The sequence below is a fragment of the Burkholderia torrens genome (assembly GCF_984668525.1).
The window spans coordinates 343,986-357,945 of record NZ_OZ480211.1 but is presented as its reverse complement, the minus strand read 5'-3'; the positions used below and the strand labels follow the sequence as shown (position 1 = coordinate 357,945).

Annotated in this window: 15 protein-coding genes; 2 read left to right on the top strand and 13 right to left on the bottom strand. The window is 63.7% G+C overall.

What is annotated here, in order from left to right:
• Positions 1-106: 106 nt before the first annotated feature.
• The 3 genes from ccsB to AC5LXX_RS01610 all read right to left on the bottom strand — a co-directional run bounded on the left by ccsB (position 107) and on the right by AC5LXX_RS01610 (position 4,389).
• Positions 107-1,297 carry a c-type cytochrome biogenesis protein CcsB gene (ccsB, locus tag AC5LXX_RS01620; protein ID WP_493406561.1) on the bottom strand — a complete coding sequence of 397 codons (1,191 nt, stop codon included), beginning with the start codon at positions 1,295-1,297 and terminating at the stop codon, positions 107-109.
• 4 nt (positions 1,298-1,301) lie between these two features.
• A complete protein-coding gene (locus AC5LXX_RS01615) occupies positions 1,302-3,518 on the bottom strand; it encodes a cytochrome c biogenesis protein ResB (protein ID WP_493410280.1) in 2,217 nt (738 codons plus the stop codon).
• Between the two features lie 217 nt (positions 3,519-3,735).
• Entirely contained in the window at positions 3,736-4,389 is a 654-nt protein-coding gene (locus AC5LXX_RS01610; protein ID WP_493411078.1) for a c-type cytochrome, read from the bottom strand.
• Positions 4,390-4,603: 214 nt separating this feature from the next.
• Here AC5LXX_RS01610 and yihA point away from each other — a divergent pair, with 214 nt between their 5' ends.
• Positions 4,604-5,263, top strand: coding sequence for a ribosome biogenesis GTP-binding protein YihA/YsxC (gene yihA, locus AC5LXX_RS01605; RefSeq protein WP_175045560.1), 660 nt, complete (start codon positions 4,604-4,606; stop codon positions 5,261-5,263).
• A gap of 252 nt (positions 5,264-5,515) precedes the next feature.
• A complete protein-coding gene (gene hemB / locus AC5LXX_RS01600) occupies positions 5,516-6,514 on the top strand; it encodes a porphobilinogen synthase (protein ID WP_124456897.1) in 999 nt (332 codons plus the stop codon).
• Positions 6,515-6,621: 107 nt separating this feature from the next.
• Here hemB and dsbD read toward each other — a convergent pair whose 3' ends face one another.
• The 10 genes from dsbD to secY all read right to left on the bottom strand — a co-directional run bounded on the left by dsbD (position 6,622) and on the right by secY (position 13,955).
• Complete coding sequence (dsbD, locus tag AC5LXX_RS01595) at positions 6,622-8,478, bottom strand: protein-disulfide reductase DsbD (RefSeq protein ID WP_493410279.1); 1,857 nt, start codon at positions 8,476-8,478, stop codon at positions 6,622-6,624.
• Entirely contained in the window at positions 8,471-8,797 is a 327-nt protein-coding gene (gene cutA / locus AC5LXX_RS01590; RefSeq protein ID WP_034189858.1) for a divalent-cation tolerance protein CutA, read from the bottom strand. The genes dsbD and cutA overlap by 8 nt, the downstream gene beginning before the upstream one ends.
• Before the next feature lie 201 nt (positions 8,798-8,998).
• Complete coding sequence (rplQ, locus tag AC5LXX_RS01585; protein ID WP_006477175.1) at positions 8,999-9,394, bottom strand: 50S ribosomal protein L17; 396 nt, start codon at positions 9,392-9,394, stop codon at positions 8,999-9,001.
• 136 nt (positions 9,395-9,530) lie between these two features.
• Complete coding sequence (locus AC5LXX_RS01580; protein WP_006477176.1) at positions 9,531-10,508, bottom strand: DNA-directed RNA polymerase subunit alpha; 978 nt, start codon at positions 10,506-10,508, stop codon at positions 9,531-9,533.
• 124 nt (positions 10,509-10,632) lie between these two features.
• Positions 10,633-11,256: a 30S ribosomal protein S4 gene (gene rpsD / locus AC5LXX_RS01575; RefSeq protein ID WP_047899585.1), complete on the bottom strand. Its 624-nt coding sequence runs from the start codon at positions 11,254-11,256 to the stop codon at positions 10,633-10,635.
• Between the two features lie 154 nt (positions 11,257-11,410).
• Positions 11,411-11,812 carry a 30S ribosomal protein S11 gene (rpsK, locus tag AC5LXX_RS01570; protein WP_004197937.1) on the bottom strand — a complete coding sequence of 134 codons (402 nt, stop codon included), beginning with the start codon at positions 11,810-11,812 and terminating at the stop codon, positions 11,411-11,413.
• 28 nt (positions 11,813-11,840) lie between these two features.
• Positions 11,841-12,206: a 30S ribosomal protein S13 gene (rpsM, locus tag AC5LXX_RS01565; RefSeq protein WP_006477178.1), complete on the bottom strand. Its 366-nt coding sequence runs from the start codon at positions 12,204-12,206 to the stop codon at positions 11,841-11,843.
• A 38-nt stretch (positions 12,207-12,244) separates the two neighbouring features.
• Complete coding sequence (gene rpmJ / locus AC5LXX_RS01560) at positions 12,245-12,361, bottom strand: 50S ribosomal protein L36 (protein WP_004199844.1); 117 nt, start codon at positions 12,359-12,361, stop codon at positions 12,245-12,247.
• Between the two features lie 20 nt (positions 12,362-12,381).
• Complete coding sequence (infA, locus tag AC5LXX_RS01555; RefSeq protein ID WP_004521905.1) at positions 12,382-12,600, bottom strand: translation initiation factor IF-1; 219 nt, start codon at positions 12,598-12,600, stop codon at positions 12,382-12,384.
• A gap of 5 nt (positions 12,601-12,605) precedes the next feature.
• The gene (gene secY, locus AC5LXX_RS01550; protein WP_006482915.1) at positions 12,606-13,955 is read right to left on the bottom strand and encodes a preprotein translocase subunit SecY; all 1,350 of its coding nucleotides are present in this window, start codon (positions 13,953-13,955) and stop codon (positions 12,606-12,608) included.
• Positions 13,956-13,960: the final 5 nt, after the last annotated feature.

Sequence of the window (13,960 nt, the reverse complement as noted above, 5' to 3'; positions counted from 1 at the left end):
GCCCGTCATGCGCCGTTCGACGCCCGGTTCGCCCGCCCGTTACAAAACAAAACCGCCGGGCACGCAGTGCACCGGCGGTTCGATAGTCGGACGAGCGGCGGAAATCTTACAGCTTGCCGTAGCTGTGCAGCCCGGACAGGAACATGTTGACGCCGAGGAACGCGAACGTCGTGACCAGCAGGCCCGTGAGCGCCCACCACGCGGCGACCGCGCCGCGCAGGCCCTTCATCAACCGCATGTGCAGCCACGCCGCGTAGTTCAGCCACACGATCAGCGCCCAGGTTTCCTTCGGGTCCCAGCTCCAGTAGCCGCCCCATGCCTCGGCGGCCCACAGCGCGCCGAGGATCGTCGCGATCGTGAAGAACGCGAAACCGACCGCGATCGACTTGTACATCACGTCGTCGAGCACTTCGAGCGTCGGCAGGCGATCGGCGAGCACGCCGCGCTCCTTCATCAGGTACGCGACCGACACCATCGCCGACAGCGCGAAGCTGCCGTAGCCGATGAAGTTCGCCGGCACGTGGATCTTCATCCACCAGCTCTGCAGCGCCGGCACGAGCGGCTGGATCTGCTGCGCGTCGCGTGCGACCGAGTACCACATCAGGAAGCCGACAGCCGCGCTGATGACCAGCAGCACGAACGCGCCGAGCGAACGCGTGCCGTAGTGGCCTTCGTAATACAGATACAGCAGCGCGGTGATCAGGCTGAACAGGACGAACACTTCATAGAGGTTCGACACGGGGATGTGACCGACGTCCGCACCGATCAGGTAGGACTCGTACCAGCGCACCATCAGCCCCGTGAAGCCCATCAGCACGGCGACCCACGTGAGCTTCTGGCCGATCGCGGCGCCCGTTTCCGAGCGGGCGAGCAGGCCGATCCAGTAGAAGATCGTCGCGAGCACGAACAGCGCGCTCATCCACAGGATCGCCGACTGGCTCGACAGGAAGTACTTGAGGAAGAACGCCGAATCGGCGCGGGCGAGATCGCCCTGGTAGATCTGGATCGACAGCAGCGACAGCACGGCGATCGATGCCATCATCAGCCGCGCGGGCTTCCAGCGCCAGCCGAGCGCGACGAGCGCCGGCACGGTGCCGATCATCACCGCCTTGTCGTAGTAATCCATGTGCGCGTGGTAGTGCACGAGCGCATAGCCCGCGCCCGCCACGAGCGCCAGTGCGAACAGCCAGTCGAACAGCGACAGGCGCGCGAGGAACGGACGCTCGTCGAACAACGGCGACGAAACCGGCGCCTGGGCCGACGCCGCACGGGAAGAGGAAACTTGCGTGAGATCCATGATGTTACCGGGTGGAATTCTCGGAATCGGAACCGCTGCCGGCAGGCGGGCGGGCCGTCGAAGCCGCACCCGCGGGTGCGGCGTCGCGAGGTGCGGCGCGCAAGGCGACGCCGGCCGCGTCGCGCGTCTGCACGAATTCTTTCTCGAAATCGAAGGTCTTGCGGGCCGTGGACATTGCCATCACCACATCGACGCCCGAACCGGCGTCCTTCAGCCAGAACCAGAGGCGCCGCTCGCGCACGTAGAACATCGAGAAGATGCCGGCGACCAGCAGCAGGCTGCCAAGATACACCAGATTCTTGCCGGGCGCGCGCGTCAACTGAAATACCGAAGCTTGCACCTGCTTGAATGAGTCAAGCTGCAAATAGACCGGCGATCCATACAAAAAGCTGTCGGATAGCGCATTGATCGCGTTCTGCACGAAGCGGATCGTCTCGGTGCCCTGCTGGGCGGCCGGCTCGCCGGCACGCTCGCGCGCGATCTGCCAGACCTCCCACATCGAGCCTTCGAGCATGCGCAGCAGCAGGCTCGCCGCCTTCTCCTGCTCGGCCTTCGGCACCGAGCGGTCGATGAACGTCGCCACCGCCTGGAAGCCGCCGACCGGCTGGCCGTCGGCGCCGCGGCCGACGCTGTCGTCGCTCGCGGCAAAAAGGGTCAGCACTTTGGATGCACTGTCCTGCAGGCGGGGGCGCAGCGACGCGTCGGTGCCCGGCAGCGAACGCTGCGCGAAGCGCGCGGCGGCCTCGACGCGTACGGCCGGATCCTGCAGCGCGGCGCGCAGGCGCATCCATTCGCCGATCGAATCCTGGCTGTCGGCCGGGATCCGCATGTAGCGGAACGGATCGTTCGGACTCGCGCGCACGCCGGCGAGGAACACGCGCTCGCCGTTCATGTCGACGGGCAGCATGTAGTTGTTGAATTCGCGCGCCTGGCCGTCCTTGCCGCGGATCTTGTACTGCACCGACGGGCCGATGTTGTGGAGCTGCGTCGGCTTCGACGTCTTCGCGCCCGAGCCGAGCCGCTCGTCGAACGCTTCCTTCAGCGAGCTCGTCGTCGCGACGCCGCGCACGTCCGGCTTGCCGTTCGCATCGGCCATGTTCTCGACGTTGATCGCGCGGAAATCGGAGAACTCGATCGTGTCGCCGTCGGCGCCCGGCACCTGCAGCGGCGCCGAACTGCCGATCGTGCCCTTCACGGGGACGGTCGTCGCATTGCCGCCCGTCATCGGGTAAGCCGTCATCTGCATCTGCGAGCCGCCGTCCTGGAAGCTCGACTGGTAGATCGACACGCCCTTGTACGTGAATGGCTTGTTGACCTCGACGCGCGCCGGGATCTTCCGGCCGGTCTCGCGATCGATCACGACGATGTCGCTCGCGAACAGCTTCGGCATGCCCGTCGTGTAGTAGTCGACGATGAACTTGTCGAGCTGGATCGAGAACGGCAGGTCCTGGATCAGCGAGCCGCTCGGCTGGTTCAGGATCGCGGTCGACACGAACTGGCCCTCGGGCACCCACGCGTAGCCGCGGAACGTCGGGTTCGACGCGGACAGGCGATGGTCGGGCGAGATCTCGCTGATCGTCGCGCTCGTGTTGACCGGGCTCTTGCCGAACATCCACATCTGGAATTTGATCGGCAGGTTGCTGTCGAGCAGGCCGCCGATACAGATCACGACGATCGCGAGGTGGGCGGAGATGTAGCCCCACTTGGTCATCGCGCCGCGCTTCGCGGAGATCAGCGTCGCGCCGTCGGTTTCACGCACGACGTGCTTGTAGCCGGCCTTGGTGACGAACGTGGCGAGCGTCGCCGCGACGGTCGCACGCGTGCCGGAAGCCGCGTACTCGGCCTTGTGATGGAACGCGCGCAGGCTGCCTTCGCGGACTTTGTCCTTCCAGCTCTTCGCATCGGCGAGCATCTTCGGCGCGTTGCGGATCACGCACAGCGAGATCGACACGACGAGGAAGATCAGGATCAGCATGAACCACCACGCGCTGTACACGGTGTACAGGCTGAGCGAGCGGAAGATGTCCGCCCAGAACGGCCCGAACTGGTTCACGTAGTTCGGATACGGATCGTCCTGGGTCAGGACCGTGCCAATGATGCTCGCGATCGACAGCACCACCAGCAGCGCAATGGCGAAGCGCATCGAGCTCAGCAGCTCGACCGCGCGCTTCGACGCACCCTGACCCGACTTCGACTGCAACCCCGACGTGGTAACGCTCATTCAAACTCCGACTAAGGGGAAACAGCCCCCGCACTCACTATATTCGTTCGGGGGGCGCAGCCCCCCCATCGCCTGCAAGCCTCTCCATCCCGGCTCGCCCCGGCGAGTGCCAACAAAAAAGGGCAAGGCGGCCGCAACGGTGCGGCGCCCCACCCTTTTCTTGTTCTGACTCCGGCCGCCCTTTGGGCGACCGGTCATGCCATTCGCGACGGGCCGGTCAACGCAGGCCCGCGATGTAATCCGCGACGGCCTTGATCTCGTTGTCCGACAGGCGCGTGGCGATCTGATGCATCGCCTCGTTGTTGTTGCGCGCGCCGGCACCCTGCTGGAACGCGGTCAACTGCGCGACCGTGTAATCGGCCCACTGCCCCGACAGACGCGGATACTGGACCGGCATCCCCTGGCCCGTCGGCCCGTGGCAGCTCGCGCAGGCAGGGACGCCCTTCTCCGCGATGCCGCCGCGATAGATCTTCTGGCCGACCGGCACGGTCGCCGCATCGCGTGCGGTACCGAGCTTCGTCGTCTGCGACCCGTAGTACGCGGCGACGTTGCGCATGTCGTCCGCGCTCAGCGCGCTCGCGAATCCGACCATCACCGCGTTGTTGCGCACCGGCCCCTTCGCGCCCGGCTGCGCCTTGAAGTCGTTCAACTGCTTGACCAGATATTCGGGATGCTGGCCGGCCAGCTTCGGGAAACTGCCCGACGCGCTATTGCCGTCGGTGCCGTGACACGACGCGCAGACCTGCCCGGCAATCGCCTTGCCGCGATCGAGATCCGGCTTTGCCGCATCCGCCGCGTTTGCCTCCGCTACGAAACCTACGAACCCTGCTGCAACCTGAAGCACCATCAGAGACTTGCACAGTCGATTCATTCGCACACCCTGTTTCGTCTTGTGGGAATTTGAGGTTCTGCAAAAAACGACGGCGACCAGTCTACCGCAGAAGCCACATAAAAGCGCGAGGCAGGCGCCGGGTGGCCTTCGGTAAAACCGCCGTATTGTACAATATCGTGTTGAAAGCTCCGGCGCCTATCGGGGCTACCCCGCCTCCACCAAGCGGCTCGCGCCGCCCGTCCTTCCGGTTCCCATGGCCTTTCTGCTCCATCAAGCCCGCTTCTACACGACCGTCAACCATCTGCGCGACCTGCCGCCGACGGTCCAGCCGGAAATCGCGTTCGCGGGCCGCTCGAATGCCGGCAAGTCGACGGCGATCAACGTGCTGTGCAACCAGAAGCGGCTGGCCTTTGCGTCGAAAACGCCCGGCCGCACGCAGCACATCAACTACTTCTCCGTCGGCCCGGCCGCCGAGCCTGTCGCGAACCTCGTCGACCTGCCCGGCTACGGCTACGCGGAAGTGCCCGGCGCCGCCAAGGCGCACTGGGAGATGCTGCTGTCGTCCTACCTTGCGACGCGTTCGCAGCTCTGCGGCCTGATCCTGATGATGGATTCGCGCCGTCCGTTGACCGACCTCGATCGCCGCATGATCGAGTGGTTTGCGCCGACCGGCAAGCCGATCCACACGCTGCTGACCAAGTGCGACAAATTGACGCGCCAGGAAAGCATCAATGCGCTGCGGACCACGCAAAAGGGGCTCGATGCGTATCGCGACCAGGGCGTCCAGGGCAAGCTGACGGTCCAGCTGTTCTCCGCGCTGAAGCGCACGGGGCTGGATGAAGCGCACGAGCTGATCGAGAGCTGGCTGCGGCCGTCGGTCGCCGACGAAAATGGCGAGCCTGTAGCACAATGATCGGGCAACGCGCGGCCGGGATCGGCGGCGCGCACCTGACGGCGCCTGCGAATTCGGCCGGCTCATAAAAAAACCCGCCGTTGAACGGCGGGTCAAACAGCCTAATCGAAAAACGACAGGCACCCGCTCAGGGAGGAGAAGCGGGGAGTTGCACGCGAGGCGTGCCGCTCGATCGCTATCATATACCAACGCTCCCAAAAATCACCTAAGGGTTCCGTAAGGTCTTACCGCCCTGATTTCTGCCAAATCGCCATGAGCTTCCATCCGCTTCATCGTCCGCGCCGGATGCGCCGCGACGACTTCTCCCGCCGCCTGATGCGCGAAAACCGCCTGACCACCGACGACCTGATCTATCCGGTGTTCGTCGTCGAAGGCACCAACCAGCGGCAGCCGGTACCGTCGATGCCCGGCGTCGAGCGCGTATCGGTCGACCTGCTGATGCACGTCGCCGAACAATGCGTCGAGCTCGGCGTGCCCGTGCTGTCGCTGTTCCCGGCCATCGACCCGTCGGTGAAGACGCCCGACGGCCGCGAGGCAGCCAATCCGGAAGGCCTGATTCCGCGCGCGGTGCGCGAGCTGAAGAAGCGCTTTCCCGAGCTCGGCGTGCTGACCGACGTCGCACTCGATCCGTACACGAGCCACGGCCAGGACGGCGTGCTCGACGAGAACGGCTACGTGATCAACGACGACACGATCGAGATCCTGATCGATCAGGCGCGCGCACAGGCAGAAGCCGGCGTCGACATCGTCGCGCCGTCGGACATGATGGACGGCCGCATCGGCGCGATCCGCGAAATGCTGGAAAGCGACGGCCACATCCACACGCGGATCATGGCCTACTCGGCGAAGTTCGCGTCGGCGTTCTACGGTCCGTTCCGTGACGCGGTCGGCTCGGCATCCAACCTGGGCAAGGGCAACAAGATGACCTACCAGATGGATCCGGCGAACAGCGACGAAGCGCTGCGCGAAGTGCGCCTCGACATCGACGAAGGCGCCGACATGGTGATGGTCAAGCCCGGCATGCCGTATCTCGACATCGTGCGCCGCGTGAAGGACGAATTCCGCTTCCCGACCTACGTGTACCAGGTCAGCGGCGAATACGCGATGCTGAAGGCCGCCGCGATGAACGGCTGGCTCGACCACGACAAGGTCGTGCTCGAATCGCTGCTCGCGTTCAAGCGGGCGGGCGCCGACGGCGTGCTCACGTACTTCGCGCTCGACGCCGCGCGCCTGCTGAAAGCGCAGCGCTGATCGCGCGCCGGCAGGCTCGAACGAAAAACGGCGGGACACCTCGGTGTTCCGCCGTTTTTCGTTTACCGCCGATCGAGGTCGTCTGCCGGCCCCCGGCCTTCGTCAGCTCATACCGTCGGGACGGCAGCGCGATCGAGGCTGCGCAGGAACGTCTCGGCCGCCTGGTAGCCGACCACGCGCCCGATCTCGTTGCCGCTGCGATCGAAGAAGATGATGCCCGGCGGCCCGAACAGGTTGAAGCGCTTGAGCAGCGCCTGGTCGTCCGGATTGTTCGCGGTGACGTCCGCGCGCACGAGGTGAAGCTTCGCGAGGCGCGCCTGCACACGGGCATCGGTGAACGTCAGATGCTCCATCTCCTTGCAGCTCACGCACCAGTCGGCGTAGAAGTCGAGCATCACGGGCTGGCCCGACGTCTTCAGCAGCGTGTCGAGCTCACCGCTGGAGCGCACCGCTGCAAACGCAGGGCCGTCCTGCGCGCCGGCTGCGCCGGCCGTCGCAGCCCCGCCGGCGGCCACCGTGCGCGCGGCCAGCACGGCCAGCGGCTTCACGGGATCCGTCGAGCCGGCAGCCAGGCCGACGAGCAGCGTCGCGGCCCAGATCGCGAGCGCGGCGCCCACGCCGCGGCCCAGGCGGCGCCAGATCGACGCGGCACCGGCATTCGGCGTGAACAGGCCGAGCGCCGCGGCCGCGATCAGCAGCCACAGTGCGGCGAGCACCATCTTCAGGCCGCCCGCCAGCACCGGCCACACGATCCACAGCGCGGCCGCGAGCAGCACGATGCCGAAGAACACCTTCACGCCGTCCATCCAGGCGCCTGCGCGCGGCAGGACCGTCCCGGCACCGACGCCGACGACCAGCAGCGGCACGCCGAGCCCCAGCCCCATCGCGAACAGCGCCGCACCGCCGAGCAGTGCATTGCCGGTATGCGCGATGAAGGCGAGTACCGCGAACAGCGGCGCCGTCATGCATGCGCCGACGACGAGCGCCGACAACGCGCCCATCGCCGCGACCGCGACGAAGTGGCCGCCCTGGCGCGTGCTCGATGCCTCGGCCGCGCCGTTTTGCCAGCGTGCAGGCAACGCGAGGTCCTTGCCCGAAATCAGCGACACCGCGAACGCGGTCAGCAGCACGCCGAACGCGCCGAGCACCCACGGGTTCTGCAGCCACGCGCCGAGGCTCTGGCCGACCAGCGCCGCGGCGATGCCGAGCACCGTATAGACGAGCGCCATGCCGACTACATAGGTCAGCGACAGCGCGAAGCCGCGTGCATGCGTCGCGCGCGTGCCCTGGCCGATGATGATCGCGGACACGATCGGAATCATCGGGTACGAACAGGGCAGGAGGCTCAGCACGACGCCCGCGACGAAATACAGTGCGACGATCGTGAAGAAGCCGTGCCCTTCGAGCAGCGACTGCGCGAAATCGGCGCTCGTGACCTTGTCGAACCAGCTGCCTGCGGCTGCCGTGTCGCCGCCGGGCGGCGACGCGGCGGTGCCGAGCGCGGCGCCGTCGACCTTCACGACGTGCTCGGCCGGCGGATAGCAGATCCCTTCGTCCGCGCACCCCTGCGATGTCACCGCGAGCTCGAACGGCCCGGCCGCCTGCTTCACCGGCACGTGGATGACGACTTCGTCGCGATAGGTCTCGACGTTCTTCTGGAACGTCTGGTCGAACTTGACGTGGCCGGCCGGGAATTGCGGCTCGCCGAGCGTCGCCTGCCCGCTCTTCACCGCGAACGCGAACCGCTCGCGGTACATGTAGTAGCCGTTGGCGACCTTGAAGCGGACGTCCACCTGTCCCGGCGATTCGCTCGCGCTGAACTTGAACGCGACCGACGGATCGAGGAAATCGTCGGCCGCGCGCGCGGCCGACAGGCCGCCCAGCAGCATGACCGCGAACGACACCAGGACTGCAAGGAACCGCAGCGCGCGCACGCGCACGGAAAGCGCCATACCGTTAAACATGAAATAGACGTTGAGTTTCGCTGGTCACCCACTGGCCGTACGCGGCCGATGCCGTCGTTTGCCACGAGACGATTTCGGGCGTCTCGTACGGATGATGCGCGAGAATAAATCGCTCCAGTTCGAGCGCCCGCACGGGGCTCGTCTTGAACAACAACTGGATCTCGTCGGCCGTTTCGACCTTGCCCTGCCAGTGATAACGCGACTTGATCGCACCAAGCTCGGACACACACGCGGCCAGCCGCGCGTCGAGCGCGCCGTCGGACAGCGCCGCGGCCGTCGCCGCATCGGGCACCGTCGTCAGCATCAGCACCACTATCATCCGCGCCCTCCTGGCTGGTCTGGCGGCTCCTGCCGGCGCGGATTGCCTATCCTCGGATCACACCGGCTGCCCGTATCGTAGCGCAGCCCGCGCAATGCTGCCGGCGCCGTCCTGCGACAATCGATCGCAGCCGGCATCTCAAAAACAAAAAGGGCCAAGCAATCGCTCGGCCCTTTTCAGATACTGCAGCGTACCGGAAGCTTACTCGGCTTCTTGCACGTTTTCCGTTTCGTCGACTTCCGGACGGTCGAGCAGTTCGACCAGTGCCATCGGTGCGTTGTCGCCCACGCGGAAGCCGAACTTCAGCACGCGCAGGTAGCCGCCCGGACGGTTCGCGAAACGCGGACCGAGGACGTCGAACAGCTTCGCGACCGAGTCACGATCGCGCAGGCGGTTGAATGCCAGGCGACGGTTTGCCAGCGACGGCTTCTTGCCGAGCGTGATCAGCGGCTCGACGACTTTACGGAGTTCCTTCGCCTTCGGCAGCGTCGTCTTGATGACTTCGTGCTCGATCAGCGAGTTGGACATGTTACGGAGCATAGCCAGACGGTGGCTGCTCGTGCGGTTCAGTTTCCGCAGACCATGACGATGGCGCATTTCAGTTTCCTTGATTCAAAGTTTTGATCCAGCTCTTCTATCGCACCTCGAGGGTGCACGGGCCGGTAGCGAAAAAAGCAAGATGCGGATTTTAAAGGAAAATCCGCATCTTTGCCAACTACAGCAACAACCAGGCTTACTTGTCGAGACCAGCCGGCGGCCAGTTCTCGAGCTTCATGCCCAGCGTGAGACCGCGCGAAGCGAGCACTTCCTTGATCTCGTTGAGCGACTTGCGACCGAGGTTCGGCGTCTTCAGCAGCTCGTTTTCCGTGCGCTGGATCAGGTCGCCGATGTAGTAGATGTTCTCGGCCTTCAGGCAGTTCGCCGAGCGAACCGTCAGTTCGAGATCGTCCACCGGACGCAGCAGGATCGGGTCGATCTGCGGAGCACGCGACGGCGCTTCGGCTGCCGTTTCCGTGCCTTCCAGCGCCGCGAACACGGACAGCTGGTCGACCAGGATGCGGGCCGATTGACGGATCGCTTCTTCCGGCGTGATCACACCGCTCGTCTCGATGTTCATCACGAGCTTGTCGAGGTCGGTACGCTGCTCGACACGTGCGCTTTCGACAGCGTAGCTCACGCGGCGAACCGGCGAGAACGATGCGTCGAGGACGATGCGGCCGATGATCTTGGCCGTGTCTTCGCCGTAGCGACGGACGTTGCCGGGCACATAGCCGCGACCCTTTTCGATCTTGATCTGAACGTCGAGCTTGCCGCCCTTCGACAGGTGCGCAATCACGTGATTCGGGTTGATGACTTCGCAATCGTGGGCCAGCTCGATATCGCCGGCCGTGACAACGCCTTCACCTTCCTTGCGCAGCGTAACTGTCACTTCGTCACGGTTATGCAGCTTGAACACCACGCCCTTCAGGTTCAGCAGCAGGTTGACGACGTCTTCCTGCACGCCATCCAGCGTCGAGTACTCGTGCACCACGCCTGCGATCGTGACTTCGGTCGGCGCGTAGCCAACCATCGACGACAGCAGCACGCGGCGAAGCGCATTGCCCAAGGTATGGCCGTAACCGCGTTCGAACGGTTCCATGACCACCCTCGCGTGGTTCTCGCCCAGCGATTCCACGGCGATGATCTTGGGTTTCAGCAAACTGGTTTGCATGGGCTTTCCTTTTCAATACCCTCGGCTCGTTACACCGATAAGGCTGACCGGTAACAACCAGAAAATAAACAGCCGAGGCCCCTCCTTGCGCAACGCAATCGGGGTACCTCGGCCGTCAATCGGATTAACGCGAATACAATTCGACGATCAGGCTTTCGTTGATGTCGCCTGCGATCTCGACGCGTTCCGGCATTTGCTTGAACGTGCCTTCGAACTTCTTCGCATCGACTGCAACCCAGCTCGGCATGCCGCCTTGCTCGGCCAGCGACAGCGCTTCGACGATACGCGCTTGCTTCTTCGCCTTTTCGCGGATCGCGACGACGTCACCTGCCTTCACTTGCTGCGACGGGACGTTTGCGACGACGCCGTTCACGGTGATCGACTTGTGGCTCACCAGCTGACGCGCTTCAGCGCGGGTCGAGCCGAAGCCCATGCGATACACGACGTTGTCGAGGCGCGACTCGAGCAGTTGCAGCAGGTTTTCACCCGTGTTGCCCTTGCGGCGATCGGCTTCGGCGAAGTAGCGGCGGAACTGACGCTCCAGCACGCCGTAGATGCGCTTGACCTTCTGCTTTTCACGCAGCTGCGTACCGTAGTCGGACGTACGTGCGCCCGAGGTACGGCCGTGCTGACCCGGCTTGCTGTCGAGCTTGCACTTGTCGGCGAGCGAGCGGCGTGCGCTCTTCAGGAACAGGTCGGTGCCTTCACGGCGGGACAGCTTGGCTTTGGGGCCGATATAACGTGCCACTTTGCATTCCTTTATCAATCAGTCACGCGGATCGAAATCCGCGCTAGTCCGCTCCCTTTGGGGCGAACGGTGGGCTTAGTCAATCAAAAAAGCAACGCCCGTCGACGCTGAGCGGCGACAGGCAATGCGCTAGCACGAACGTGCCAGCACATCCTTAGATACGACGACGCTTCGGCGGGCGGCAGCCGTTGTGCGGAATCGGGGTGACGTCCGAAATCGCGGTGATCTTGATGCCGAGGCCGTGCAGTGCGCGCACTGCCGACTCACGACCCGGGCCCGGGCCCTTGATCCGCACTTCCAGATTCTTCACACCGTATTCCATCGCGACGCGGCCAGCCGACTCGGCTGCGACCTGAGCAGCGAACGGCGTCGATTTGCGCGAGCCCTTGAAGCCCTGACCGCCCGACGTCGCCCATGCCAGCGCGTTGCCTTGGCGATCGGTGATCGTGATGATCGTGTTGTTGAACGACGCGTGAACGTGAACCACGCCTTCAGCGACGTTCTTCTTAACCTTTTTGCGAACGCGTTGCGCCGCGGTATTCGAAGCCTTAGCCATTACGTTTTCCTGTAACTGTCAGTTCCGCTTACTTCTTCAGCGCTTGCGCTGCACGACGCGGACCCTTACGGGTACGTGCGTTCGTACGCGTACGCTGACCGCGCATCGGCAGGCCCTTGCGATGACGGACGCCACGGTAGCAACCGAGGTCCATCAGGCGCTTGATGTTCATCGTCACTTCACGGCGCAGATCGCCTTCGACGACAAACTTGCCCACTTCTTCACGCAGCTTTTCCAGGTCTGCGTCGGTCAGATCCTTGACCTTCTTCGAAAAATCGACGCCAGCTGCCACGCAGATGCTGCGCGAACGGGTGCGGCCGACACCAAAGATAGCCGTCAGGCCAATCTCGGTGTGCTGGTGATTCGGGATGTTAACCCCTGCGATACGAGCCATTGTTTTTCCTCAAACAAAAAGCGCAAACAAACGCGCGGTCAGCCTTGGCGCTGCTTGTGGCGCGGATCCGAGCTGCAGATCACGCGAACGACGCCTTTGCGCTTGATGATCTTGCAATTGCGGCAAATGCGCTTAACCGATGCCATCACTTTCATGATAATACCCTTTTTTCAAATCACTTCGCCCGGAACACGATCCGCGCACGAGACAGATCGTAAGGCGTCAACTCAACCGTCACCTTGTCGCCCGGCAGGATGCGGATGTAGTGCATCCGCATCTTTCCGGAAATATGCCCCAACACGACATGGCCGTTTTCCAGCTTCACACGGAAGGTCGCATTCGGGAGGTTTTCAATCACCTCTCCCTGCATCTGGATTACATCGTCTTTGGCCATAGTCCTTAACGCATCGGGATGTTGCCGCCCTTGAAGTTCGCCTTCTTGAGCAGAGACTCATACTGTTGCGACATAACGTACGACTGCACCTGCGCCATAAAGTCCATCGTGACGACGACAATGATCAGCAGCGACGTTCCACCAAAATAAAACGGCACGTTCCAGCGCAGCACCAGAAATTCCGGCAGCAGACACACGAAGACGATGTAGATCGCACCGGCCAGCGTCAGACGCGTGAGGATGCGGTCGATATATCGTGCGGTCTGATCGCCCGGACGGATGCCCGGAACAAACGCGCCGCTCTTCTTCAGGTTGTCCGCGGTTTCCCTGCTGTTGAACACCAGTGCGGTGTAGAAGAAGCAGAAAAACACGATCGCCAGCGTGTACAGCAGCACATAGACCGGCTGGCCCGGCTTCAGCGCTTCCGCTACGTTATGCAACGTATTGGAAATCCAGCTTCCCGTCGGCTGACCGGTACTGAACCAGCCGAGAATCGTTGCCGGGAACAGAATGATCGACGATGCAAAGATCGGCGGAATCACGCCCGACATGTTCAACTTCAGCGGCAGATGCGACGACTGCCCACCGTAGATCTTGTTGCCGACCTGGCGCTTCGCGTAGTTCACGAGGATCTTGCGCTGGCCGCGTTCGATGAACACGACCAGGTAAGTCACCGCGGCAATCAGGACGACGATGATGATCGCCGAAATGATGCTCATCGAACCCGTACGCACCAGCTCGAACAACCCACCCACGGCATTCGGGAACCCTGCTGCGATCCCGCCGAAGATGATGATCGAGATACCGTTGCCCAGACCACGCTCGGTAATCTGCTCGCCGAGCCACATCAGGAACATCGTACCGGTAACCAGCGTCACGACCGTCGTCAGACGGAACAGCATGCCGGGATCGGTGACGAGGCCCGGCTGGTTTTCCAGCGCAGCCGCGATACCGAACGCCTGGAAGGTCGCGAGCACCACGGTGAAATACCGCGTGTACTGCGTGATCTTCCGTTGCCCTGCCTGCCCTTCCTTCTTCAGCGCCTCGAGTTGCGGCGATACGATCGCCAGCAACTGCATGATGATCGACGCCGAGATGTACGGCATGATCCCCAGCGCAAAGATCGTGAAGCGGGAAAGCGCGCCACCCGAGAACATGTTGAACATGCCCAGGATGCCGCCCGCCTGGCTCTGGAACAGCTTAGCCAGTTGATCCGGATCGATGCCCGGCACGGGAATGTGCGCGCCGATGCGATAGACGATCAGCGCCAGGAGCAGGAACATCGCTCGCCGACGCAGATCGCCGAATTTCGCCGTGCTTCGACCGGGTTTTGCAAGACTCGGGCTGTTAGCCAAGTACC

Coding starts and splice junctions, on each gene's coding strand:
- ccsB (WP_493406561.1), bottom strand. CDS start 1,297: ATGGATCTCACGCAAGTTTCCTCTTCCCGTGCGGCGTCGGCCCAGGCG.
- rpsK (WP_004197937.1), bottom strand. CDS start 11,812: ATGGCTAAGGCTTCGAATACCGCGGCGCAACGCGTTCGCAAAAAGGTT.
- AC5LXX_RS01615 (WP_493410280.1), bottom strand. CDS start 3,518: ATGAGCGTTACCACGTCGGGGTTGCAGTCGAAGTCGGGTCAGGGTGCG.
- hemB (WP_124456897.1), top strand. CDS start 5,516: ATGAGCTTCCATCCGCTTCATCGTCCGCGCCGGATGCGCCGCGACGAC.
- dsbD (WP_493410279.1), bottom strand. CDS start 8,478: ATGTTTAACGGTATGGCGCTTTCCGTGCGCGTGCGCGCGCTGCGGTTC.
- rplQ (WP_006477175.1), bottom strand. CDS start 9,394: ATGCGCCATCGTCATGGTCTGCGGAAACTGAACCGCACGAGCAGCCAC.
- rpmJ (WP_004199844.1), bottom strand. CDS start 12,361: ATGAAAGTGATGGCATCGGTTAAGCGCATTTGCCGCAATTGCAAGATC.
- infA (WP_004521905.1), bottom strand. CDS start 12,600: ATGGCCAAAGACGATGTAATCCAGATGCAGGGAGAGGTGATTGAAAAC.
- AC5LXX_RS01610 (WP_493411078.1), bottom strand. CDS start 4,389: ATGAATCGACTGTGCAAGTCTCTGATGGTGCTTCAGGTTGCAGCAGGG.
- yihA (WP_175045560.1), top strand. CDS start 4,604: ATGGCCTTTCTGCTCCATCAAGCCCGCTTCTACACGACCGTCAACCAT.
- AC5LXX_RS01580 (WP_006477176.1), bottom strand. CDS start 10,508: ATGCAAACCAGTTTGCTGAAACCCAAGATCATCGCCGTGGAATCGCTG.
- cutA (WP_034189858.1), bottom strand. CDS start 8,797: ATGATAGTGGTGCTGATGCTGACGACGGTGCCCGATGCGGCGACGGCC.
- rpsM (WP_006477178.1), bottom strand. CDS start 12,206: ATGGCTCGTATCGCAGGGGTTAACATCCCGAATCACCAGCACACCGAG.